Genomic DNA, 24,472 nt, shown 5'->3' with positions numbered 1-24,472 from the left:
CCGCCGTTCTCTTCGCGAGCGGGATACCCGTCCTACATCCAATCCAGCCGGGGGACGATCCGGGAGGCGCGACGTTGGAACTCCCCACGTGCGCTGATCCACCCCTGCGGGGGCCGCGCGCGCTCGCTATTGCGTCCGCAGGATGATGTGGAAGCCGAACGGCGTCTCCACGACCCCGCTCATCGCGCCGACAGCGAGGTTCTCCACCGCCTGCTCGAACTCGGGCACCATCATGCCCTTGCGGAACGTGCCGAGATCGCCGCCGCGCGCGCGGCCAGCCGGTTCGTCGCTGTACTGGGCCGCGAGATCCTCGAACCTCGCCCCCTGCTGCGCTCTCACAAGCAGCTGCCCAGCGAGCGCGCGCGCCTCGTCCCGCGTGCGAACGATGTGCGCCCGGGCCCGCAGTGATCCTGCATACATGATGAGGAGGTGCTTCGCCCCCATCTGGCCGGCCGTCGCAGGGGGCTGGGCCGGCGCCGGTTGCGTCGCGCCCGGCTGCGCCGGCGTCGGCGGCACCGGCGTCGGTTGCGCCGGCGTCGGCTGCGCTGCTCCCGGCTGGGCCGCGGGCTTGCCCGCGCCGTGGAGCGACTCCTTCGTCGGGGGATCGTGCGGGCCGAGCGCCCTGTTGACGAGCCGCGTGAAGTGCGCGGTCGGCTGCGCCCCGCTGAGAAAGTAGTCGTTGATGGCGAAGGACGGCGTGCCGGTGATGCGCAGGCGCTCGGCGAGCTTCAGGTCCGCCTCGACCGCCGCGCGGTGCGCTCCCGAGTCGAGCGCGGCGCGGAACTTCGCCACGTCGAGGCCGATCGCGGCCGCGTGGGCCTCGAGCGCCCCCCGGCCGAGCCCGCTCTCGGACTGGTCCTCCCACAGGCGCTGCGCCATCGCCCAGAAGCCGGCCTCGCCCTTCTGCCGGAACGCCTCGATCGACGCCTCGGCGGCGAGGGGCGCCCGCGTGTGGAAGGGGAGCGGCAGGTGCCTGAACACAACGCGGACCTTGCCCGGATAGGCGGCGATGATCTCGTCGATCGTGGGCTGGACGCGCTTGCAGAACGGGCACTGGAAGTCGGCGAACATCTGGATCGTCACCTTCGCGCCGGGCTTCGCCCCCTTGCCGGGGTTGTCCTTGGTCGGCGCGGGGGCGAGGATCCGCTCGGGCGGGTTGGCGGCCTTCGCGTCCTTCTGAAGCGCGTCGTAGACCTTCGCGGGCGGCGTGCCCGCGGCCACGAGCTTCGCGGCGTTCGCGAGCTGCTCGTCGACGAGGGCCTCGAACTTCTCCGCCGGCTGGGCGCCGGCGAGCCGCCTGCCGTTGATGAAGAAATGGGGCGTCCCCCTCGCCTGGAGGTCGTCGGCGAGGCGCTGATCGCGCTCGATGCGCGCCGCGTGGCGCCGGGCGGCGATGGCCCTCTGCGCGCGGACCACGTCGAGGCCCAGGGACTTCGCGTGCGCCGCGAGGTCCGCGTCCTCGAGGCCCCCGGCCTTCAAGAGCTCGTACGCCTTCCAGAACGCCGCGTCGCCCTTCTGCGCCTTGGCCTCCAGCGCGAGCTCCGCGGCGGGCTCGGCCCGCTTGTGGAAGGGGAGCGGGTAGTGCTTGAAGACGACGCGCAGCTGAGCGCCGTACTTCTTTTCGAGGCCTTCGACGGTCGGGGCGACCCTGCGACAGAACGGACACTCGAAGTCCGAGAACATGACCAGCGTGACCAGAGCGTCCGGGTTGCCCCGGATCGGCGACCCGTCGACAGGCACCTTCCACACGGTCGTGTCCTCGGGGGCCCGCGGCGTGGGCGGCTTCGGGGCCGGGGCGCGCGCCTTGTTCTGCTCGGACAGGGCCGCGTAGACGCGCTCCTGCGGGACGCCGGCTCGCCGGAGATCCTCGGCCGCCCGGAGCTGCTCGTCGACGACGGTCCGGAAGTCGTCGATGGGCCGCGCCCCGCTGAGCAACACCCCGTTCACGAAGGTCGCCGGGGTGGCCGTGACGCCCGCGGTCTTGCCGGCCTCGACGTCCCGGTCGATCTTCGGCGCGTGCCGCTGCTCCTCGAAGGACGCGTGGAACGCCGCCTGATCGACGCCCGCCTCGGCGGCCCAGGCCTCGAACGACTCCGGCGTGAGCGAGCGCTGGTTGGCGAAGGCGAGCTGATGGAATTTCCAGAACGCCTCGGCCCCGCCGAGCCGGAACACCGTCTCGGCCGCCAGGTGCGCCGGGCGCGCATTTTTGTGGAACGCGAGCGGGAAGTGCTTCCAGACGATGCGCAGCCGATACGGCCCGTAGGCCTCCTTCAGCTGCTCCAGCGTCGCCATGTACCTGGAGGTGAAGGGGCACTCGTAGTCGCCCCACACCACGAGGGTGACCGGCGCGAGCGGCTCGCCCCACCACGGATCCGCGCGGGTGACGGGTACCGCGGTGCCCGGCTCCGGCTCCTGCTCCGGCTCGGCCGCCACGACAGCGGTCGGCGCGGCGGGCGGCAGGAGGACCACCATCTTCGGCGGCTCGATCGCGGGCGCCGCCGCGGAGCCCGGCGCGCACGCCGCGAGCAGGCTCCAGAGGAACAGCAGCAACAGCAGGCGGGAAACAGGGGCTGACGCAGGCATGGGGCCTCGTGGGTCGTGATCCGGGGGAGGATCCTACACGGGCAACCAGCCCTCACGTCGCCTGGGCTACGGCGCAGCGGAGCACGAACAGGCGCACGACGAGCGTCGCGGCCGGCACGACAGCGAACGCGCGCCAAGGCACCGCGGTGGGTCCGTCCGCCAGAGCCCGGAGGCAACGGACAAAAAAAGAGCGCCCGCTCGACGGTGGGGGGGGAAACCGTCACGGGCGCTCTGAGCCTGCTCACTGAGCAGGATGCGGGCCAAGAGATTCCCTTCCGAATTCAGGGACTTTCGCTAGTAAAATGCCTTGCCTATTTCAATCCTGAATCAGCCGCTTGCAAACGTGCTGGGCAGAGCTGGCCGCCTCTGCAGCCCTGGTACCCCTTCTGACCGGGAGCCGCGGTGACACTTCCCTGAGCCACAGGCCCGTGCTCCCGGAGGACTGGACCGCGAGGCCCGAGCACGGTCCGACGGGCTCTTCCCCGGATGCATCCAGCCACTCCCCGCACGCCTTCGCGGACGGGCTCCACGGCTCGGGCCGCGTGAAAGTCGTGTAAAAGAGCCGCGTGTCACCGTCCAGCGCCGACCCCGCATCCTCCTCGCCGCCCGGAAGCGCAGCGCCCCGACCGAGCAGCGCCTCCCCCGACGGAACGGACGGAACCGGCGAAACCGAGACCACCGTCTCCCGGGACGCCGGCCCGGCGGCGCCCCCAGGTTGGCTCGATCGCCTGGTCGCGGCGTGGCCGCGCGTCGATCCGGTCCTGTTCGCCGCCTACGCGGGCGCGTGCGTGCTCTACGCCGCCGTCGCGTTCTACAGCGCGATGCACCAGCAGACGGGCGGCATGTGGTCGGCGCCGCTCGACGACGTCTTCATCCACTTCGACTACGCCCGCGCCACCGCGCGCGGGTACCCGTTCGAGTGGTCCGAGGGCAACGGCTTCTCGAGCGGGAACACGAGCCTGAGCTACCCGTTCGTCCTCGCCCTCGGCTACCTCGTCGGCTTCCGCGGCGTCCTGCTGATGGAGTGGGCGGCGATCGTCGCGTGCACCTCGACGCTCGGCTTCCTGCTCGTCGGCGCGCGGCTCCTCGAGCCTGTCGGGCGCTGGGCGAAGTACCTGCTGCCGCCCGTGGCGCTCTCCATCGGCGCGCTCGACTGGTCGCTGTTCAGCGGGATGGAGAACGCCTTCCACCTCGGCGTCTGGGCCCTCGCCACCCTCGCCGCGCTCTCGGTCGCCCGCGCGGCCGACACGCCGCGCGAGCCGACGGCGCGGGCGACTGACGACGCGCGCGCCGCAGCGCCGCCGAAGCGCCTCGCCCACCTCGGCTGGGCCGCCGGCCTCGCCGGCGCGCTCCTCTACGCCACCCGGCCGGAGTCGGTCGTCTGCGTGGCGGCGCTGAGCGTCTACGCGGCCATCGCCGTGAAGCGGGCGCACGGCGCGCGCGCGGCGATCGCGACCTTGCTGCGAACGTCGGTGCCCGGCGCGCTCGCGTGCCTCGCCCAGGCGGTCGCCAACCGCGTGTTCACAGGCGAGTGGGCGGCGAGCGGCGCCATCGCCAAGCTGGCGCTGAACAACCCGTACATGACGTCCTCCGAGAAGTGGGACACCTACGAGTTCCTCGCGACGTACGTCGTCGCCCGCAACACCAACCACCACTTCTCGGACGCCCTCCCCTGGGGCTGGCTCGTTCCCGCCCTCGCGCTCGTCCCCCTCGCCTCGCGCAAGACCCGCGGGGCCGCGGCGCTGCTCTGGGTCCAGGTCGTCGGGTGGCTCGCGCTCGTGTCCCTGAACGGTCAGGTCCGCTGGCAGAACGAGCGCTACACCATGCCCGCGGTCGCCTGGCTGCTGGTGCTCGCGGCGATGGGTCTCGCGTTGCTGGTCGCGCGCGCCGCATGGGCCAGCGGCGACGAGCGCCAGGAGCGGCAAGGGAGCGCCCCGGCCGGGCTCAGGGCGCGGCTCGGGGCCCTCGGCGGCGTCGCGGCCGCGGCCCGCGGCGGCGCCCTGGCGCGCGGCCTCTGGTGCGCGCGCGTCGCGCTCGCCCTCGCCGTGGCCGCGCTCTTCTGGGCCCACCAGCTGCCAAGGATGCGCGACCAGATCTGGTTCTTCGGCCGCGCCAGCCGCAACATCCGCGATCAGCACCTCGTCGCCGGCAAGCTCCTCGCCCAGCTCGACGTGCGCCGCGTCCTCGTCGGCGACGCGGGCGCGCTCCTCTACGCGTCGGACCGGCCCGGCCTCGACCTCATCGGGCTCGGCGGCTACCACGATCTCCCGTTCGCGCGCGCGGGCGTCCACGGCCTCGGCGCCTCGCTGGAGCTCATCGAGCGCATCCCCGCCGACGACCGCCCCGACACGCTGGCCATCTACCCGGGCTGGTGGGGCGACCTCCCGGCCATCTTCGGCAGGCGGATCGCCGCGATCCCCGTCGTCGGCAACGTGATCTGCGGCGGCGCGGAGAAGGTCATCTACCAGGCCGACTGGAGCCCGCTCGCGTACGGCGAGGCGCCCGCGTCGATGCGCGCGGACGAGCGGATCGTCGACGAGCTCGACGTCGCCGACCTCGTGAGCGAGCGGGAGCACGGCTACGCGTTCCCGCGGCCCCAGGCAGGCTTCGTCGGCTTCAGCGTCCTGCCGGATCCGCGCGGATCGGGGCACGATCGCTTCGACGCCGGGCGCGTCATCCCGGGCGGCCGGAGCGAGGCGGCCCGCCTGCACGCCCCTCGCGAGGGCCACGGCAGGCTCGTGGTCCGCACCGCCGCGCCCCGCGCCGCGACGATCCGCGCGACGGCGGACGGCCGGGAGATCGGCCACCTCGCGCTCAAGAAGGGCGACGGCTGGACCGAGGCCTCGCTCGACCTCCCCGAGGGCCTGCCCGAGACGTTCACGCTCACGCTCACGCCGGTCGACGGGGAGTGGGTCGATCACCACGTCTGGATCCTCCATCGCCCCGCGCAGGGCGCCGGCGCGCGCCCGCTCGCCGGACAGTGACGTGCGCGCCGGCCTGCCCCGCGACCCCGCGCAATGGATCGCGCTCGCGCTCGCCCTCGCCGCGGTGCTCGGCAGCGCCTGGCTCCTCCGCCGTGGCCGCTCGTCCACCATCGCACGGGCCGGCCCCGGCGCCGCGCGCTCGGGCCCCGACCCCGCGCCCCCCTCCGGCGCGGCCCTGGGCGCCGCGATCGCCGCGGCCCTCTCGGTCGTCGCGGCGCTCCTCTCGGCCGCGTACGTCGCGGTCTACCTGCGGGGCGGCCCCCGCATCATCGACGCGACGAGCTACTGGCTCGAGGCGCGCGCGATGGCGGCCGGCCACCTCGCGTGGCCGCTCGACGAGCCCGCGGCCTCCGTGCTCGGTCGCTTCCTCGTCCGCAGCGACGCGGTGGGCGACGCGATGGCCGGGCCCTCCGGCGCGAACCGCGCGGCCGAGGTCGCGGTCCTCTTTCCTCCGGGCTACCCCGCCCTGCTCGCGCTGGGCTTCCTCGCGGGCGCGCCGCTCGCGGTCGGCCCCGCGCTCGCCGCGGCGCTCGCGATCGCCACCTACGACCTGGCCGGGCGCTTCGCGCCGGAGGGCCCGGCCCCGGCCGGGAGCGCCGCGCCGATCCGCTTCGTTCCGCTCGTCGCCGCGCTCTTCTCGGCGCTCTGCGCCGCGCTCCGCTACCACACGGCCGACACGATGTCGCACGGGCTCGCGGCCCTCTGCTTCACGGTCGCGCTCGCGTCGGCGCGGCGCGCGCTCGATGAGGCCCGCGCCGCCGCGGCGACGGGCGCCGCGACGGGGCCCCTCGGTCCGGCGGTCCGCGCCGCCGCGCTCGCCGGGCTTGCCGCCGGCTGGCTCGCGGCGACGCGCCCGCCGAGCGCGCTCGCCCTCGCCGCGACGCTGCCCTTCGTGCTCCTGCCGGCGATCGCGCCGGGGAGCGCGGCGGCCGGTCCGCGCGAGGGCGAGCCGCCGCCGCGCCCCTCGCCGCGGCTCGTGCGGCTCGCCGCGGCGATGGCGCTCGGCGCCCTCCCCGGCCTCGCGCTACTCGCGGCCCACCAGCACGCCGCGACGGGCGCCTTCGCCTCGTCGCAGGCCGCGTACTACGCGGTCTCGGACGGCCCGCCCGGCTGCTTCCGCTACGGCTTCGGCGCCGGCGTCGGCTGCGTCGGCGAGCACGGCGACTTCGTCCGTCACAACCTCACGGAAGGATACGGCTTTCTGGCTGCTACCGGCACGACGCTGCGCCGCCTGAAGCTCCACCTCGTGGACGCGCTGAACGCCGAGCCGCTCGCGCTGCTCGTGCTCGCCGGCGCCGTGATCGCCTGGCGTCGGCCGCGCTCGCGCGCCCTCGCGATCGCCCCGCTCCTCCAGATCGCCGCTTACGCCCCCTTCTATTTCGATGGCAACTACCCGGGAGGCGGCGCGCGCTTCTTCGCCGATGTGCTGCCGGTGGAGCACGTCCTCGCCGCCATGGCCGCCCTCGCGCTCGCGGAGCACGCTGCGATGGCGGCGCACGCGGGGCGCGCTGCGACGGCGGCGGACGCGGAGCGCGGCCCCGCGCGCCGGCGTGGCGCGCTCCTCCCGGCGGCGCTCCTCGCGGCGGCGCTCCCGCTCGCCGGCTTCGCCTTCCGCGCGGGCTTCGACCACGCCGCGCTCCGCGATCGCGAGGGCGGCCTGCCCATGTTCGACCCCGCCGCAGTCACGCGCGCGGGCGTCTCGCGCGGCCTCGTGTTCGTCGACACAGATCACGGCTTCAACCTCGGCTTCGATCCCGCCCCGGAGGACGTCGCGGTGCTGCGCTACCGGGGCGACGCGATCGACCGCATGGCGTGGGAGGCCCGTGGTCGCCCCCCCGCGTACCGCTACCGCTTCGCGATCCCGGACGGCGGCGGCCTCGCCACGGTCTCGATAACGCCGCTCGTCTTCGACGCCGAGCCGCCCGGCGAGGCCCGCATCGAGGGCGAGTCGCTGTGGCCGCCCCGCGCGCAGCGCGGCGCCTTCGCGCTGCCCGAGCACGCCGGCGGCACGTGCGCGTCTGGCGGGCGCCTCCTCGCGGTGCACGCGGCGGGGCGCGGCGAGGCCGTCGTCCGGGTCGGCCTGCCCGCCCCCTGGCTCCGCGGCGCCCGGATCAGCCCGCGCGTGGCGCTCTCGGGCGACGGCGCCGGCGAGGTGCGCCTCCTCGTCGACGGCGCCCTGCTCCACGCCTGGCGGGTCGAGCCCGCCGCGCCGAGCACCCCCGGCGCGCCGCTCGCCTGCGCCGATCTCCCGCCGCACCCGATCCCCGAGGATGCCGTCGAAATCGAGCTCGCCCTCGCCCGCGAGGCCAGGGGAACGTACGAAACGAGCGAAACGAGCCGAACCGAAGGCCTCTTCGCGCTCGACGCGCTCTCCGTTGTGGGCGGGAATTCGGTTGACCGCTAGTCCCGTAACATGCGAGCTTTTCATAGGATTCTGTTGTCGTGCGGCTCCTGGAGCGGCGCATCCCCTGGAGCTCTGCGGTGGAAAGCGGCAAGTCGAGCGCCGGCGGCGGTCCGCTGGGGTGGGGGAGGTGGACCATGACGAAAAGCGAGCTCATCGACGCGATCGCGGGACGGGGGGAGCTCACCAAGGCTCGAGCGGAGCTCGTCGTGAACTGCGTCTTCGACGCGATGACGCAGGCGCTCCAGCGCAACGAAGGCATCGAGATCCGCGGGTTCGGCAGCTTCACGGTCAGGCCGTACAAGCCCTACAGCGGCAGGAACCCGCGCACGGGCCAGCCGGTGCCCGTGCCCGCCAAGCGCCTTCCGTTCTTCAAGGTCGGCAAGGAGCTCAAGGAGCTCGTCAACGCGAGCCGCGCGTACGCGATCTCGGGCGACGACGACGACGACGACGAGGACGACGAGGAGACCGACGACGAATGAGGCGGCCCGCGGCGCGTGCGTGACGTGACGCGCCGCACGAGGTGACGACGTGACCTCGTCGCTCGCGGCGCCCTCTTCGCTCCTGCGCCCTCTTCGCTCGCGCACGCGGAGGCGCGTCGCCCCCCTGGCGGGCCGTTCCGCTGCGCGGTAGAAGCGGGCCCCCATGGTCCCCGCCGAACGTCAGCTCCAGATCCTCTGCAAGGGTGTCGTCGACCTCCACGTCCGAGCCGAGCTCGAGGAGCGGATCCGCGAGGGCAAGCCGCTGCGCGTGAAGGCCGGCTTCGACCCGACCCGCCCCGATCTCCACCTCGGCCACACGGTGGTGATGCAGAAGATGCGGGAGTTCCAGGAGCTCGGGCACCACGTGGTCTTCGTGGTCGGCGACTTCACGGCGATGGTCGGCGATCCGACCGGCAAGAACGAGCTGCGCCCGCGGCTCTCGCGCGAGGAGGTCGTCGCCGCGGCGGAGACCTACCAGGCGCAGGCGTTCAAGGTCCTCGACAAGAACAGGACCGAGGTCCGCTACAACTCCGAGTGGCTGAACAAGCTCGATCCGACGCAGATGATCGAGCTCTGCGCGAAGTACACAGTCGCCCGCATGCTGGAGCGCGACGACTTCAAGAAGCGCTACGAGGAGGCGCGGCCCATCTACGTGCACGAGTTCATGTACCCGCTCCTCCAGGCCTACGACTCGGTCGAGCTCGAGGCCGACATCGAGCTCGGCGGCACCGATCAGCTCTTCAACCTGCTCGTGGCGCGCGACCTGATGCCCCGCTACGGAAAGCGCGCCCAGATGGTGATGACGATGCCGCTCCTCGAGGGCACGAACGCGCGCGTCGAGGACGGGAAGGTCGTGGGCGCCAAGATGTCGAAGAGCGCGGACAACTACGTCGGCATCACCGAGCCGCCGTTCGACATGCTGCAGAAGCTGATGCTCGTCGATGACGGCGTGATCTGGCGGTACATGGAGCTCCTGTCGTCGCGCCCGCCCGAGGAGATCGCCGCCCTGCGGGAGGCGGTCCTCCGCGGCGAGCAGGGCGTCATCGCGGTGAAGGAGCTCTTCGCGCAGGAGATCGTCACCCGCTTCCACTCGGCGGAGGACGCGCGCGCGGCCCTCGAGCGGCGCCGCAGCGTCGCGGCCGGCGGCCTGCCGGAGAATATCGAGGAGCTCCACGTGGCGAGCGACCGCGACACGATCCCGATCGGCAACGCGCTGGCGCTGGCGGGGCTCGCCGAGTCGACCTCCGCGGCGCGGCGCCTCGTGAAGGGCGGCGCGGTGCACCTCGACGGCGAGGTGGTCAAGGACGAGCAGCTCAAGCTCGAGCGTGGGAAGCGCTACCTGGTCCGCGTCGGCTCGAAGAACCGCCGCTTCGCCCACCTCGTCGTTGGCTGACGCGCCCGGGCGAGCGCCTCGCCGGCGCGCCGTGCTCGGCGGCGCCCTGGGCTGCGCCCTCGGCCTCGCGCTGCCCTCGTGCGGCGGCGCGCCGCGGCCGCACGCCCGGCCGAGCCCGCCGCTGCCGCCGCTCGCCACGGCGGACCTGACGCGCCTGCTGCCGCAGGCGGGGCTCAGGTGGCTGATCCTCGTCCGGCCCCGCGAGGTCGCGGCGGTGCCGTGGCTCATCCCGTCGATCGCGCTCGTGGCGCCCGAGGAGAACCTGGCCCGGCACGCCCGCGCGACCGGCGTCGATCTGCGGCAGGTCCGCGAGGCCGCGATCGCGTCGTACGCGGGCGCGGGGCCGGCGGGCGGCGCCACGCTCTACGTGGCGCGCCACAGCGGCGACCCGCGCGCCATCGAGCGCCTCTTCCGGCGGAGGCTCACGGGCAAGGAGCGGCGCGCGCTCGATCGCCCGGACGTCGTGCGCGTGACGGGCGACATCGGCACGACGCCGCGCGCGCTCGTGCTGCTCGGCGAGGACGTGGCCTGCGTGCAGGACGGCGGCAGCCCGCTGCGCGGGCCGGCGCGCGTCGCGTCGCTGTACGCGCTCGGGCGCCTCAAGCGCTCGCCCGCCGCGCTCTCGGGCGGCCCGCTGCGCGCGCTCGAGGCCCGCCTCGGCCCGGCGCCCGTGCGCGCGTTCGCGCCGGGGCCGTTCGACGGGGAGCTCGCCCGCGGCGCGCGGGGGCTGCTCGCGGCGGCCACCGCCGTGGGCGCGGCCGCGAGGCCGAGCGCGCGCGAGGGGATCGCGCTCGCGATCGCGGTGGCGGGCGACTTCTCGACGAGCGGGGAGGCCGCCTCGGAGGAGCTGCTCGCGGCCTGGAACGAGCTCGCGGGCGGCTCGTTCGGCCACCTGCTCGGGCTGGACGCGCCGGTCGAGCGGCCGCTCGCCACCCACGCGCCGGACGCGGTGGCCGTCGCGGTCGAGCTGAACCCGCGGGCGCTCGCCCGGGGGCTCGCGGCGGCGACCGGCGAGCGGCTCGCCGAGATGCTGCGGTAGGCGCGGCGGCGCCTCGCCGGTAAATTGGACGCCGTCAGCGCCATGCCCACCACGACCAGCGGCTTCTTCCTGCAATGCGCCTCCCGCGGCACGCTCGAGCTCGTCCTGCCCGCCGCCGACACGCCGTTCGGCGTCGAGCACCACCGCCGCGAGGAGGCTTCCGGGCCGTGGCGTCACGTGGCGACGTTCGCCAGCGGCCTCGGGCCGGTCGAGGCGGTGTCGCTCATCCAGAGCAACTTCGGCGATCCAGGCCACCTCGAGGCGGTGGTGCGCGCCGGGGATCGGCTGGCCGCGTTCTGGTGCGCGCCCTCGAGCGAGCCGTCGTGGAGCGAGCCGCGCTTCTTCGCGGAGGGCGCGGCCGGCGACCCCGCCCTGATCCAGGGCGGCTCCGGGGGCAAGGGCAACTTCGAGCTCGTGGTGCCCCACGCGAGCGGCGGGATCGCGCACTACCACCGCGACAACGACACCGCCGAGCTCGGCTGGCGCGGCCCGGTGATCTTCGGCGAGGGGCTCGGTCGATTCGAGGCGGTCGCGATGATCCAGCGCGTGGCCGGCGCGCCGCACGGACCGCACGCGCCCGGCGACCTCGAGGTCGTCGCGCGCGTCGGCGATCGCCTGCTGATGTTCTGGCGCTCTCCCGGGTCCGGGGCTGGGTGGCACGGCCCGGAGGAGGTGGTTTCGGGGGTCCGCGGGACACCGGCGCTCTTCTGGAGCGCGATCGGCGGACCTGCGACCCTCGAGCTGTTCTCGCCGCTCGCGCGCGTGGGGCTCGCTCGGTGGTGCCGCGACGACGGCGCCCGCGGGGCGCGCTTCCGCGGTCCGACCGTGTTCGCCACCGATCTGGGCCGGTGCGAGGCGGTATCGGTGATCGAGAGCTGGCCGCTCGGGCGGATCGAGCTCGCGGTGCGCGCCGAAGGGCGGATCGTCCACGCGACCCGCGACGGCGCGCTGTGGTCGCAGCGCGCGATCCTCGGCAACGCGCCCCCTTCTCCGGCGGATGTCCCCTCTCCGGCGACGCTCCCTCCGCCTGCCACCACGACGAATCGCCCGCCCGCCGCCACGACCTCTCGCCCGCCTGCCGCTACGCCTTCTCGCCCGCCCGCCGCCACGACCTCTCGCCCGCCTGCCGCCACGCCCTCTCGCCCGCCCCCCTCCACGAGTTCGCCTCCGCCTGCGCCGCTCCCGACCGGCGCGTCGCCGCGGCTGCGCGCCGGACCGCATCGGGCGGGATTCCGGCGCATCGGCGCGCTCTCGCTGTCGGCGGACGCCTGCTACCCCGACACGTGGCCATTCCAGGGCGCGCTCTACCGATGCCCCGCGCGGAGCGCCGCGCTGCTCTACTACCCCGCGTCCGCGGACGGCGAGGAGGCGCCGCTCTCGGCGGGAGGCCCGTTCCCGGTCATCGCGATCGCCCACGAGCGGCGCCTCGCCACGAGCGCGGCCACCGCGGGATCCCCCGCGGGTCTTGCCCAGGACTACCGCCAGCTCGCCGGCGTGATGGCGCACCTCGCGCGCTGGGGCTTCGTCGTCGTCGCGCCCGATCTCTCGTGGCTCACGCCCGACGACGCGCCGCTGCGCCGCGCCGCGGTGCTCCGGGACGCGCTCACGCACCTCCGCGCCGGCTCCCGGGGCCCCCTCCTGGTCGACTTCGCTCGGGTGGGCCTGATCGGCCACGGGCTCGGCGCGCAGGCGGCGCTCGCGCTCGCGCTCGACGCCGCTTGCCCGTTCGATGTCCGCGCCCTCGCGCTCCTCGCGCCGGCGGGCGCCCCCGAGCGCGCGCTGCCCATCGACGCGCTCGCGCCTCGGCCGGCGCTCGTCGTCCGCGGCACCGCGGATCCCGTCGCCGCCTCCGTCCCGGCGGCGCTCTACGACCGCGCGCGCGCCCCGAAGCACCTCGTGACCCTGCCCGGCGCGAACCACTTCGGCTACACGACGTCGCTCGGCCTCGTCGAGCCGCTCGACGGCCACGCCGGGCTCTCGCGGCGCGAGCAGCAGGCGATCGCGATGGGCTACCTCGCCGCGTTCTTCAATGGCTACCTCCGGGACGCGCGCGGCGACCTCGACGCGCTGTCGGGCAAGGCGCCGCTCGAGGGGCTCGAAGCAAGGGAGATCCCGGTCGACGCCGAGGTGCCTGACGGAGGAGCTGGATCCTAGGCGCAGCCGGCGGGCCGCGGCCGGACGCGCGATCGGCGCGATGCTACTTTCCGTCGCGTGTACCAGCTCGGCGGCCTCGTCGTCACGCTCGTCAACGGCCTCCTCGGCCTGATCCTCTGGCGGCGGCTCCGCGCGGCGTTCCCTCGACATGGAGCGATGATCAGCGCGCTCTGCGCTGCGGGGCTGCTGCTGGCCGCGCTCCCGGCGCTGCTCATGGCCGCAGCGAGCTTCTCGGGGTTACGCGCGCTCCAGCGCCACGCGCCGGAGCCGCTGGCGCTGATCGCCATGGGCATGCAGGTGGGCCTGCTCCTCTACGGGTTGCTCCTCGGGCTCGTCACGCTCGCGTGCGCGGCCGTCCGGGCGCTCCATCGGCTCCAGCCGCGCCGAAACGCCCCGATTGCGCTCGATGCCCAGACCACCACGAACAGCCAGGCCAGCGGCGGCGCCGAGGCCAACCCGGCCGCTCAGGACATCCCCGCGCCAGCGGATATCGCGGCCCGACCGGAGGCCGTCGACGAGCGCCGCCGCCGCCTCGTCGTCGGCGCGACATGGGCGCTGCCGGCGGCGGCGGTCGCGGTCTCGATGGGCGGCGTGCTCGCGTCGCGGCAACGACCGGTCGTGGTGAGGCTCGCGCTGCCGGTGCGCCGCGAGCTGACGAGCCTGCACGGCGTCACCATCGCGCAGCTCAGCGACGTGCACGTCGGCAGCTTCATGGACGCGGAGCGGCTCGACGAGCTCCGCGACGCCATGAACGCGGTACGCGCGGACATCCACGTCGTCACCGGCGATCTGCTCGATCACCACGTCTCGCAGCTCGAGCTGTCCGCGCGGCTGCTCCGGGGCCTGCGCCCCGCCCGAGGGCAGCTCTTCTTCTCCATGGGCAACCACGAGTACATCGCCGCGCGATCGGCCGACGTGGGGACGATCGTGAAGGGCCTCGAGGAAGCGGGCGCCCAGGTGCTCGTCGACGAGGCGCGGGAGGTCCGCATCGGCAGCGATCACCTGTGGATGGGCGCCATCGACTACCCGAGCCGCGCGCGCCCGGGAGAGCCCGCCCGGCGCCCGACGCGCGACGGACTGGATCGAGCGCTAGGCCAGATGCGGGACGACGGCGCGCCGCGCGTCGTCCTCAGCCACCATCCGGGCACGTTCCGCACCGCCCGCGAGCTGCCGTTCGATCTGATGCTGTCCGGCCACACGCACGGCGGGCAGATCTCGCTCGGCCGCATCGGCGATTACGCCCTCACGCCGATGTTGCCCGCCGGGCTCTACCACAACGGGCATTACGAGCACCGCGGCCGGCGCCTCCACGTCAACGCCGGCGCCGGAGGCTGGCTGCCGGTCCGCATCAACTGTCCGCCAGAGCTCACGCTCGTCGAGCTCGTGCCCGCCTGACGCCGCAGGAAGGGTCCTGCCCGCTGCGCATCGGCGGAGCTCTCGCCCGTGGACGCGCTCCGTCTCCCGGGTGAAACTGCGGGACATGGCACAAGCCGCGGTCCGCACCGGCCTTTCGCCGCAGGAATACCTGGACTTCGAGCGTTCGTCGCCGCTTCGCCACGAATACGCGGACGGTGAGCTCTTCGCCATGGCGGGCGGCACGCTGGAGCACAGCGCGATCGCCGCGAACATCATCGGTGAGCTGCGGAACGCGATCCGCGGTCGGGGGTGCCGGGTGCTCACCTCCGACATGCGCATCAAGATCGCCGCCACGCGCCGCTACGTGTACCCCGATGGCGCCGTCGTTTGCGCGCGTCCCGAGTTCGAAGACGAGCAGCGCGACACGCTCCTGAACCCACGTGTCATCGTCGAGGTGCTCTCCGAATCCAGCGAGGCCTATGATCGCGGGGACAAGTTCGCCCAGTACCGGACGCTACCGTCGCTCGAGGAGTACGTGCTCGCATCGCAGAAGGCGCCGCGAATCGAGGTCTTCACGCGGCAGCCTGACGGCAGCTGGCTGCTCCGGATCCACGGCCCCGGCGAGCACGCAGCGCTGTCCTCCCTCGGCAGCGCGCTCGACGTCGACCAGGTGTACCTGGGCGTCTTCGAGCAGGATGCGATGGGAGAAGCGCCGCAGGACGCGCCCTGACGCGCTGACGACGACCGGCGCCTCCCGGGCCTCGCCGCCCTCGGCTACAGCGTCACCTCGAACGGCGCGCGCGCGAGCTCTTCGCCCGTCTCCGACCGCACGACCGCCGTCCACTCCCCCGCCTGCCGCGCCCCGCGCGTGAACGCCCACGTCCGCCACCGCGGCGACGGCCCGACCCCGAGCGTCACGTTCCCCACCGGCGCCCCGCCGCCCGGCGGGACGAACGCCACCGTCACCTCGCCCTCCGCGTCGCTCCGGTTCTCGACCTCCAGGAACGCATAGAGCCGCGGGGTCTCCGGCGCGTGGAACGTCGTCCCCGGCGCCACCGGCTCGCGGTCCTTCACCCCCTCCGCGATCACCAGCCGCTTCACCTTCAGCTCCGCCGCCCCCCTCCCCTTCTCCTTGGCCTCGCGGCTCCCCTTGCTCCCCTTGTCCGCCACGACGTTCGCGTCCGGCGCGGGCGCCGTCACCGTCGCGGCCGGCGGGCCTGCGGGCGCCGCCGCCGTCGCGGCTGCAGGCTCGGGGCACTGCGTCGCCGCGGGGCTCGCGGCAGCGGCCTGCGCCGGAGGCCGCGCGTCGTGACGCTCGCCGCAGCCGGCGAGCGAGACCGTGCAAAGCGCCAGAAACGTCATCCGTCGAGCCATCTTCATTGCCATCGAAGCACTCCTCCGCGATCCGGGGCGTCCCGGCCTCGCCACCGGATATGGCAAGGCGTGGACCGCTTCTGGCTCATTGAAATCGCTGAAGATTTTGGCTGACCTGTGGTCGCGGGGCCGCGCCCCGTGTGTCCATCGAGACGGCCGACCCGCAACGCCGCAGTCAGCCCGAGCCCCCGGCCCTCTCGATTCGATGCGCGGACGAGATGCCGGCCGCGAGCTTTCGCTCACGCCGAAAGGTTCACCCGCCCGGCTTCCCACCCGAAGCGGGGTCGATGCCGTCCGCCCGCATCCGCTCGGCGCTCGCCGGTCCGGCCACGGTGCCGGCCGGGTGCACATACCACCCGGCCGGGTCCGCCTTGTCCGGCTCGTCGCGGACCTTGAGGACGGTGAACATTCCCCCCATGTCGATGTACGAGAACGGCCCGGCCCCGCCGCGCATCGGCAGGCTGTTCGCGGGGATAGGCATGGGCATCTCGCCCATGCCGCCCATCCCCGTGGTCCCCATCGTCATGTAGCCGGGCATCACGCGGCCCATCCGCCGATCGAGCGCGCGGGTCGCGGCGCCGACCATGTTCGGCAGGCCATGGCCCATCTGCATCATCGTGTGATGGGTCATGTGGCAGTGCACCGCCCAGTCGCCCGGCTCCTCGGGGACGAACTCGATGACCCGCGTGCTGCCGACCGGGACAAGGACCGTCGTCTCCGGGTACTGCGCCGACTCGGGGACGAACCCGCCGTCCGTCGCCGTGACCTGGAACGACAGGCCGTGCAGGTGGATCGGGTGGTGATCCATCGGGCCGAGGTTCCCGAGGCGCACGCGCACGCGCTCGCCGCGGCCGACGAGGAGCGGCGCCGTCGCGGGGAACGCCTTGCCATTGAACGTGAGGACGTTGAAGTCGCTCATCGCGTTCGGATCGGGCCGGCGCGCCCCCGCGTTGATCTTCCACTCGTGCGTCATCAGCACGAAATCCCTGTCCACGCGCGGGCCCCTGGGCCTCCTCGGGTGCACGACGAACATCCCCACCGCGCCCAGCGCGATCTGGGTCATCTCGTCGAAATGCGAGTGGTACATGTACGTCCCCGGATACCGCACGACGAACTCGTAAACATACGTCTCGCCGGGCGCGATCGGGGGCTGGGTGAGCCCGGCGACTCCATCCATGCCGTTCGGCAGCACGAGGCCGTGCCAGTGGACCGTGGTGGCCTCCGGCAGGGAGTTCGTCACGTAGATGCGCAGGCGATCGCCCTCGACCGCCTCGATGGTCGGGCCGGGCGTGCTCCCGTTGTAGCCCCACACCTCGCTCTTCAGGCCGGGGGCGATCTCGTGCTCGAGGGGGCCCGCCACGAGGTGGCCGACCTTCACGCCGTCCACCACCCGCAGCGGGAGCGTGCTGCCGTTCGGTGTCACCACGGCGGGCTGCCCCCCGGGCGCGGCGGTCCGGCGAGGCGGGGGCGTCGCGGCGCCCGCAGCGGGCGGCGCGCCAGGGCGCTGCTGCGCATGGGCGAGCCCTTGCGTGAGGATGGCGGCGCCGGCGGCCAGACCGCCCGCGTGGATGAAAGCACGTCGGTCCATGTCAATGCCCTCCTTCGCCGGTGGCCGAGGCCCTCGGCATCGCCGCGGGAGCTCCGGCCCCCGCGGCCTCGACGCGGCGCCCTGCCAGGAGCGCGTCGAACGCAGCCTTCGCCGTCCAGTGCTCGCGCAGCGCCTCGACCGCCGCGAGCTCGGCGTCGAGCTGCTCTCGGCGCGCCGAGAGCAGCTGGAAGACGCCGACCTGCATCGCGTTGTACTGGAGCAACGTCTGCTCCAGGACCCGCTTGCGCGCCGGGAGGATCACGCGCGCGTAGTGCTGCGCGCGCGCGTGCGCGAACACCAGCCGGTTGCGCGCCTCGCGGACCGCCGAGCGGACGTCGACGGCGCGCCCGTGGTAGCGCTCCAGCAGGCCGTCGAACTCCGCCGCCTGCGCGGCCTCGGCGCCCTGCCGCCGATCGAAGAGCGGGAGCGAGAGGCGGACCTCGGCGCCGACGACCCACGGGTGCTCGTGCGCCTCGTCGCTCGCGCCGAGCTCCCGCTCGCCGTGAACGCCGAGCGCCACGTCCGGCACCCAGCCCTCGGCGCGCAAGGCCCCGGCGCGCCCCGCCGCCGCCTCGAGCCGGCTGCGCAGCTCCGCGAGCTCGAGGCTCGCCCGCAAGGCCAGGGACTCCGCGCGCGGCGGCGTGGCGAGCGCGTCGGGCGCCGCCGGGACCGCGCCGGCGATCGTCCAGGAGGTCGCCGCGCCGGAGAGGCCGAGCAGCCGGGTGAGCCGCTCGCGCTGCGAGAGGAGCTCCAGCTCGATCTGCGCGGCCGTGACGCGGGCCTCCTCGTAACCCGCCTCCTGCGTCGCCACGTCGAGCTCCGGGACGTTGCCCGCCTCGAAGAGCGCGCGGGCGGCGTCGCGGGCCGCGGCGAACGCGTCGAGCGCGCGGTTCGCGATGCCCAGGCGCTGCTCCGCCGCCTGCACGGCGTAGAACGCGGCGCGCACCTGGTAGCCGAGATCGACGACCGCGCCCGCGGCGCGGTAGCGCGCGGCCTCGTGCTCCGAGCGCGCCGCCCTCGCGTGGAGCGGCGAGAGGAGCGCCGACGTGAGGTCGATCTCGACCCCGAGCTCGAGGTGCGCGTGCTCGACCCCCTCCTGCAGCGGCGTCACCCCGATCGCGATCTCCGGGTTCGGGAGCTTGCCCGCCTGCTCGAGGTTGCCCCGGGCGACGCCGACCTCCTTCAGCACGGCGCGCAGCTCGCGGTTGTTGAGCAGCGCGATCCGCACCGCGGCGTCCGCGGTGAGCGGCCGCCGCGGCGCCTGGCCGAGGGCGCGCGCGCCGGCGGCCGGCTCCGGATCGACCTCCTCCGACGCCGCGCTCGGCGGGAGCTCGACGCGGGAGAGCTCGCGGATCCGCGCCATGTCGGCGGTCGACGACGGGGCGGCGCAGCCGGCCGCGGCCGCCGAGGAGAGCGCGAGGCCTGCCACGAGCGGCAGGAGGCGCGAGGCGAGCGCGCGCGATCGCCGGCGTTCAGTGCGCATGGACAGGCTCCTCGGGCCTGGCAGCCGCCGGGCCGCCCTCCGGCGGCGTCGCCGGCGCCGGGGCGTGATGATGGTGGTGGTGGTGCTGGTGAGGGTCGGCGCCGGCGCCCCCCGCCGGCTCGAGCCCGACCCAGCCCGCGGCGGGCTCGCCGGGCAGCGGAGGCTCCTCCGAGAGGGCGACGCCGATCCGCGGCGAGGGAGCTTCCGCGGCCTGCGGTGAGGCAGCAGAGGACGCGGGGAAGCTCGCGGGAAGGGTGCGCGGCGCGCAGCCGGCGAGCGCAGCGACGAGCATCAGCAGGGCGTTCGGACCGGCGAGGTGAGGTGATTTCATGGAAGCCGCTCCAGCGTGGCGAGTGCGATCACGTGCGGGGCCCGAGGACGACCGCGCCCCGCAGCGGCTTCATGCCGCATTTGAGCTCGACCGCTCCAGAGCTCAGCGCAGGAAGTTGGATCGCCAACAGCGTCGTCCCGGGTTGCATGCATGGCCGGCGCGCGCGGTCCGGCGGCATTACACGTCGCCGCACCGGCCCGCGCGCGGTCAGGCGTGGATGTACACGAGCGTCCCGCCCTTGTCGTTGAACGCGGCGTGCCAGCCCTCGGGGACGGGGGGATCGGTCCACGCGAACAGCCACGCCGCATCGGCGGGCGCGAGGTTCACGCAGCCGCTGCTCCGCACCTTGCCGAACGCGTCGTGCCAGTAGACGCCGTGCAGCGCGTAGCTGTTGTGGAAGTACTGGACATAGGGCACGTCCCGCAGGTCGATGGACGACTCGCTGAGCTCGTCGCCGTCCATCGTCGCCGTGACGTGCTTCTCGCGGATGAAGAACGTGCCCTGCACGGTGGCGCTGGTGGTCGCGGGATCGCCGAGCTCGCCCCTGCCCGTCGAGACGAGGGTCGCGAAGACGGGGCGCTCGCCCTCGTAGGCGACGAGCGTCTGGAGCTCGATCGAGATGTCGATCCACTTCCTTCCGCGCGCCGCGTGCCCCCAGAAGTCGCGGCCCAGCCGCGCGACCCGCAGCGCGGACGCGGGGATCCACACGCCCGCGTCGGTCTCCGCGTAGGCGCCGCCGGCGGCCGTCTTGCCGGTGAGCACCCAGCCGGAGCGGTGCGCCGCCCAGCCGTCCGGCCTGAGCTCGCCCGAGGCGTCCGGCTTCAGCGTGCGCACCCCGTGGTGCATGACGAACGCGGGGGTCCCCTCGCTCTTCACCTCCACGCCGCGCATCGCCGTGGGGGTGACAGCCGAGGTGCGATCGATCGGGATGAGGTCGAGCTCGGTCGTCAGTCCGAAGCGCCGCCCTGTCCACTCGAAGGTGGAGATCAAGCCGAAGGCCGAGTCGGCCCGCGCGCGCCCGCGGTGCGCGGGGAAGCGCGCCTTCTCGGCAGCGCCGAGCGGCTTGGGCAGGTCGCGGCGGCTCGCGTAGAAGGGCGTGAGCGGCTCCGGCTCGCCCAGGAGCGCCTCGTCGCGGCGGGACCACGCAGGGGTGCCCTGGGCGCGCGAGCGCCCCTCGACGCGCCGCTGCTCGGCCTCGCTCGGCAGGTGGACATAGAGGTGCGGCGGCGGCTTCCGCGACACGACGTAACGGTACGGATACGGCTCGCCGCGGCGCGGGCCGGCCGGCGTCGCGGCGACGATCTCGTGGTCCAGGTCGAGCGAGGCGCCCTTGCCGACGCACACGAAGCCGCGGGGATGGATGGCGTACCACCCGCCGGCGCACCCCGCGTCGCCCGACGGCGCCGCGGCGCGCTCGACGATCGCGCCAGCCCGCAGGTAACCGAGCTTGAGCGCGCCGCGCTCGGGCGCGGCGTACACGAACGTGCGCATCGCGATGCTCGCGAGCTTGTCGCCGCGCCCGGGCCGCAGCGCCTCCCTGGACGCCGCGGGCTCGGCCTCGACGGCCGCGCCGCCGTCCAGCGGCTCCACGACGCCCGCGTCGGCGAGCGCCGGCTCCAGGGCCGCCGGCTGCGCGGCGGCCGAGCGCCCCGGCGGCTCCTCGCCCGGGCCGCATGCCGCCACGAGCGCCGCCGCGGCGAGCGCCGACGCGCGCCGCAGCCGACCACCGCGGCGGCGCGCGCGCGCATCCGGGAAAGAGCAAGCCATGACGAGCAACTGGCCTCGTCTAGCTCAGAGGCCGCCCGCCGACCAGGCCGCCCGCGCGGCGCGACATCTCGACCCGCCGAGCAGCCGCGGCAGTTCATCGCGCGCGCTCCCCATGCGCCACGCGCCGCTCCGGCTCACCAGCGTGGGTCGCCGTCGATCAGCCAGTCCAGCGCCCGTCGGGTCTCCTCCGCGACCGGCCCGTCGTACCGGTGGCCGGCCTCCTTGCTGCGCGCCACGCGGGCGAGCACCCCCGCCTTGTCGAGGCGCGCGGCGGCCGCGGCAGCGGCGGCGCCGCACCCGGCTTGCGCGCAAACGAAGAGGACCCGCTGCCCGCCGCCGTCCGCGAACGCCTTGGCCGTCGCCGGGGTCCACTTGTCATGTCCGCCCTCGACCAGCACGAGGCGCGGGAAGAGCGCCGCCCGGCGCGCGGCGATCGCAGAGCCCATGATCGCCCCCAGCGAGAAGCCCGTGTAGAGCACCGCGCCGGGATCCACGTGCTCGGGAAAGCGCGCCCGCAGCGCCGCGAGCCCCGCGTCGATCTCCTGCTCCAGGCGGGCGTTGCTCTCGTACGTGAAGCGGACGTCGCTCGCCGACGGCGAATCGGGCCGCGCGACGCCCCTCGGACACAGGACGAAGGCGCCGTCACCCACGATGTCGCGCCACACCTGGCACTGCCACTCGGGCCGATCGTAGTTGCCGTGCGACGCGATGAGCACGGGACGCCACGCCGTGGCGCCGATCGGCACCGACACCACGGCGGTCGGGAACCCCTCGACAGGGAGCTCCACGAACGGCGCGTCCGCGCGGAGCGGCGAAGCCCCCGCAACAGCGGCGGCCGCGTCGCCGGCAGCGGGCGCGGCGTCTCTTGCAGCGGTCGCCGGCGTCGCGCCGCCGTCCGCGGCCTGCGCTGCCCCTTCCCGCGCCGGGGCGGGCGCCACGCTGGGCGGCGCGGGCGTCGGGCCGACGGAGCGGCCTGGGCGGTCACAGCCGAGCGCCGCCACGAGGAGCGGGAGCGAAGCGAGCGAGAGCGAGAGGAGCGCGACGGGGGACGTCATCCGACCCAGAGGATGACGCTTTCCTAGGGGAGCGCCTCCGCGAGCTTGTCCGCGAGCGGAGCGCCCCAGCCGGTCGGATAGTCCCAGCCGGGCCCCGCGCTGAACCCTTCGGGGGTCTTGCCCTCGGTGATGTCGCGGAAGGCGGCCTGCACGCCCGCATCGGTGTACAGCGCCCGGTTCAGCCACCCGGCGACGGGCTTGCCCTGCGCGATCCGGTGGCTGTTCACCGACGCCATCAGCCCGGCGAACACCGGCGCGGCGAACGACGTGCCGCTGCGCCGCTCCCACTCGCCCAGGAAGTAGAGCCAGTACGGGGAGTCCGACGACGCGCTCAGCGCGACATCGGAGACCGCGCGCGTGCCCTGCGCGTCCTGGACGACGCTCTCCTGCCACCACGGCGTATCGAAGGCGCGCGATCGGCCCGAGCCGGAGCCGCTCCACGCCACCTCGCGCGCGACCTCGCCGCCGTCGCCGAGCTCGAGCACCGTCCCGCCGACGCACGTCACATACGGGCTCGACGACGGCACGTCGGGCCTGCTCGAGTCGCCGCTCGCGACGACGATCGTCATCCCGAGCGCCGCGCCCATGCGCGCCGCCTCGTTGTATTGCTCCCGGATCATCTGCGCCTCCGTCTCCTCGCGGTGCGCGAACGACGTCGAGAGCACCGACACCTCGCCGGCAGCGATCGCCTCGTTCCACGCATAGAGGATGGAGTGGGTGCGCGCGTCCGGCCCCTGGTACGCGATGAGCTCGGCCTCGGGCGCCATCGCGCCCGACCACTGCATGTCCAGCGTGGTCTCGACATAACGCGTGGAGATCGGATCGGCGGTGACCACTTCGACGGGGTTGTCGCGCGAGAGAATGCCGAACGATCGCCAGAACGACTGGAGATCCCGCTTCTTGAACGTCGCCCCGACCACGACGCCGACCTTCACGCCCTGCCCGCTGTGGCCGCCGGTGTGGAGCGCTTCGACCCCATAGGCCCGCGCGATCTGCGCGGGCGTGTACCCCTTCTCCTGCTCCGGCGGAGGGTCCGTCTCGATCGAGCCCCCCTCGGCCGCGAGCGGCTCGGTGTCCGCGGGGATCTCGACCGAGACGACGCCCGACGCGAGATCGATGATCCGCTGCGGCGGCCTGAGCGGATCGAGCGCGCCGAACGTGCGCAGCGGCTTACCGCCGGCCGAGGGGTTCTCGCGCTCGAAGTCGCGGAGCTCCGTGTCGAACGCGGCGTTGAACTGCTCGACCGTGCCCGCGAACTCGAGCAGGAGCCGGTTTTTGGACCGCCTTCGGATCTCCATCTTCTGCTGGACGAGCCAGTCTTCGACGGCCGCGACGTCGCTCTCGGATGGGGCGTGGCGCTCCATCCAGGTCTCGACCGACATGTACTTCCGGAACGTGTCCGGCTTCCCAGGATCGTACATGTCCTCGATCGCGCTCTCGAGCCCGGCGACATCCCGGGTCGGGAACCCCATCAGCGCGCGGAAGCGGTCCTCCTCCGGCGCCGCGCCGAAGTCGAAGTAGATCCCCCCGGCCGGCCGGGGAAGGCCGCTCGGGAGCACGGGTCCGTCTGCTCCGCACGCCGTGCCCCCGAGGGCGAGCAGCGCAACGCACCAAACCGAGAGCGAACGCATCAACGAGGCCCTGCGAGCGAGGGGGAAAGGAGTCCGTCAGGCGAGGCTCAGCACCACACGTGCTCGATGAGGTAGCAGGTGAAGGTCCCCGGCAGCCAGGTCTCGGGGTGCCCGCCGGTCGTGTTGTCGGTACAAATCTCGCAGTAGGCGTGGATGCAGTCGGGGTCGGTGCTCTGCGGCTTCGCCCCGGGGCTCGACACGGGCTTCTCGGAGTAGAAGAACCCGTCGGTCTTCAGCTGGTCGAGCTCGCTGTCCGACAGCTTCCCGAAGGCGGCCTCGTCCGAGGAGATGCTGAACCGCTGGTCCGACGCCTCCGTCAGGGCGGGCGCCGGGTAGTCGCCGTAGTCCGCCTGCTCGATGGCGGCCATCTGCTCCGAGAGCAAGATCTCCTTGCCGTTGCCGGTGGAGAGCTTGATGCGCGCGTAGTCGATCGGCCCCCCCGAGTAGTCGAGGGCGTAGACCGTGTCTCGGCTCATGTCGAGGTTCAGGAACTCGCTCGTCTCGAGGGCCTTCGAGACGTCCGCCTGGGTGATCCGCTCGTGCGCCGCCGCGTCATCGACGGGAGCCTCCTCCGACGCGCTGCATCCGGCAAAACCGGCTGCTGCGATGACGCCGAGCGCAACACTGAGAGCGAGCGACTTGGAAGAACGGATGGACTGTCGAATCATGATGGCGTTCCTTTCTTATGGGCTCACTGACGGCGCTCGCCTGGCCTCGCGCGGGCCAGCGGGAGCTCCCCCATGTCGGTCCTGCGTCGGTCCTGCAAACGATCGCTTGCTTGTCGGACGCCACGACTCCGGCGAGTCGAGTGGAATGAGGGGAAGATGAATTCATTTCAACGGTGCCGCAGG

General features: G+C 74.0%; 17 protein-coding genes. 8 read left to right on the top strand and 9 right to left on the bottom strand.

All coding sequences use genetic code 11. From position 1 onward, the window contains the following. Positions 1 to 126: 126 nt before the first annotated feature. Positions 127 to 2,583: a thioredoxin domain-containing protein gene (locus POL72_RS22765; protein ID WP_272097611.1), complete on the bottom strand. Its 2,457-nt coding sequence runs from the start codon at positions 2,581 to 2,583 to the stop codon at positions 127 to 129. A 566-nt stretch (positions 2,584 to 3,149) separates the two neighbouring features. Between POL72_RS22765 and POL72_RS22760 the strand changes: the two genes are divergently transcribed. The 8 genes from POL72_RS22760 to POL72_RS22725 all read left to right on the top strand — a co-directional run bounded on the left by POL72_RS22760 (position 3,150) and on the right by POL72_RS22725 (position 15,122). Then, the gene (locus POL72_RS22760) at positions 3,150 to 5,567 is read left to right on the top strand and encodes a hypothetical protein (protein WP_272097610.1); all 2,418 of its coding nucleotides are present in this window, start codon (positions 3,150 to 3,152) and stop codon (positions 5,565 to 5,567) included. A 1-nt stretch (position 5,568) separates the two neighbouring features. Continuing rightward, positions 5,569 to 7,971 carry a hypothetical protein gene (locus tag POL72_RS22755; RefSeq protein ID WP_272097609.1) on the top strand — a complete coding sequence of 801 codons (2,403 nt, stop codon included), beginning with the start codon at positions 5,569 to 5,571 and terminating at the stop codon, positions 7,969 to 7,971. A 134-nt stretch (positions 7,972 to 8,105) separates the two neighbouring features. After that, positions 8,106 to 8,450 (top strand): HU family DNA-binding protein, encoded by a 345-nt coding sequence (locus tag POL72_RS22750; RefSeq protein WP_272097608.1) that lies wholly within the window; start codon positions 8,106 to 8,108, stop codon positions 8,448 to 8,450. Positions 8,451 to 8,613: 163 nt separating this feature from the next. Beyond that, positions 8,614 to 9,843 carry a tyrosine--tRNA ligase gene (tyrS, locus tag POL72_RS22745; protein WP_272097607.1) on the top strand — a complete coding sequence of 410 codons (1,230 nt, stop codon included), beginning with the start codon at positions 8,614 to 8,616 and terminating at the stop codon, positions 9,841 to 9,843. Beyond that, positions 9,836 to 10,882, top strand: coding sequence for a hypothetical protein (locus tag POL72_RS22740; RefSeq protein ID WP_272097606.1), 1,047 nt, complete (start codon positions 9,836 to 9,838; stop codon positions 10,880 to 10,882). The genes tyrS and POL72_RS22740 overlap by 8 nt, the downstream gene beginning before the upstream one ends. Positions 10,883 to 10,924: 42 nt before the next feature. Continuing rightward, positions 10,925 to 13,036 (top strand): alpha/beta hydrolase, encoded by a 2,112-nt coding sequence (locus tag POL72_RS22735; RefSeq protein WP_272097605.1) that lies wholly within the window; start codon positions 10,925 to 10,927, stop codon positions 13,034 to 13,036. A gap of 57 nt (positions 13,037 to 13,093) precedes the next feature. Next, positions 13,094 to 14,431 carry a metallophosphoesterase gene (locus POL72_RS22730; protein ID WP_272097604.1) on the top strand — a complete coding sequence of 446 codons (1,338 nt, stop codon included), beginning with the start codon at positions 13,094 to 13,096 and terminating at the stop codon, positions 14,429 to 14,431. 85 nt (positions 14,432 to 14,516) lie between these two features. Continuing rightward, positions 14,517 to 15,122 (top strand): Uma2 family endonuclease, encoded by a 606-nt coding sequence (locus POL72_RS22725; RefSeq protein WP_272097603.1) that lies wholly within the window; start codon positions 14,517 to 14,519, stop codon positions 15,120 to 15,122. A 44-nt stretch (positions 15,123 to 15,166) separates the two neighbouring features. Here the strand turns inward: POL72_RS22725 and POL72_RS22720 are convergent, their stop codons facing one another. The 8 genes from POL72_RS22720 to POL72_RS22685 form a co-directional block, all read right to left on the bottom strand. Next, positions 15,167 to 15,778, bottom strand: coding sequence for a DUF2914 domain-containing protein (locus POL72_RS22720; RefSeq protein WP_272097602.1), 612 nt, complete (start codon positions 15,776 to 15,778; stop codon positions 15,167 to 15,169). 241 nt (positions 15,779 to 16,019) lie between these two features. Then, a complete protein-coding gene (locus POL72_RS22715) occupies positions 16,020 to 17,354 on the bottom strand; it encodes a multicopper oxidase family protein (protein ID WP_272097601.1) in 1,335 nt (444 codons plus the stop codon). Between the two features lies 1 nt (position 17,355). Then, positions 17,356 to 18,837 (bottom strand): TolC family protein, encoded by a 1,482-nt coding sequence (locus POL72_RS22710; RefSeq protein WP_272097600.1) that lies wholly within the window; start codon positions 18,835 to 18,837, stop codon positions 17,356 to 17,358. Further along, complete coding sequence (locus POL72_RS22705; RefSeq protein WP_272097599.1) at positions 18,827 to 19,168, bottom strand: hypothetical protein; 342 nt, start codon at positions 19,166 to 19,168, stop codon at positions 18,827 to 18,829. The genes POL72_RS22710 and POL72_RS22705 overlap by 11 nt, the downstream gene beginning before the upstream one ends. A gap of 207 nt (positions 19,169 to 19,375) precedes the next feature. After that, positions 19,376 to 20,935, bottom strand: coding sequence for a L,D-transpeptidase family protein (locus POL72_RS22700; RefSeq protein WP_272097598.1), 1,560 nt, complete (start codon positions 20,933 to 20,935; stop codon positions 19,376 to 19,378). Between the two features lie 134 nt (positions 20,936 to 21,069). Then, complete coding sequence (locus tag POL72_RS22695) at positions 21,070 to 21,990, bottom strand: alpha/beta hydrolase (protein WP_272097597.1); 921 nt, start codon at positions 21,988 to 21,990, stop codon at positions 21,070 to 21,072. A 23-nt stretch (positions 21,991 to 22,013) separates the two neighbouring features. Continuing rightward, a complete protein-coding gene (locus POL72_RS22690; protein ID WP_272097596.1) occupies positions 22,014 to 23,549 on the bottom strand; it encodes a S53 family peptidase in 1,536 nt (511 codons plus the stop codon). Positions 23,550 to 23,668: 119 nt separating this feature from the next. Beyond that, entirely contained in the window at positions 23,669 to 24,289 is a 621-nt protein-coding gene (locus tag POL72_RS22685) for a hypothetical protein (protein ID WP_272097595.1), read from the bottom strand. Between the last annotated feature and the right edge of the window lie 183 nt (positions 24,290 to 24,472).

Origin of the sequence: Sorangium aterium, from assembly GCF_028368935.1 — a bacterium.
GTDB classification, from domain to species: domain Bacteria; phylum Myxococcota_A; class Polyangia; order Polyangiales; family Polyangiaceae; genus Sorangium; species Sorangium atrum.
Note: the sequence above shows the minus strand (reverse complement) of the source record. Positions and strands in the feature narration are given on the sequence as shown.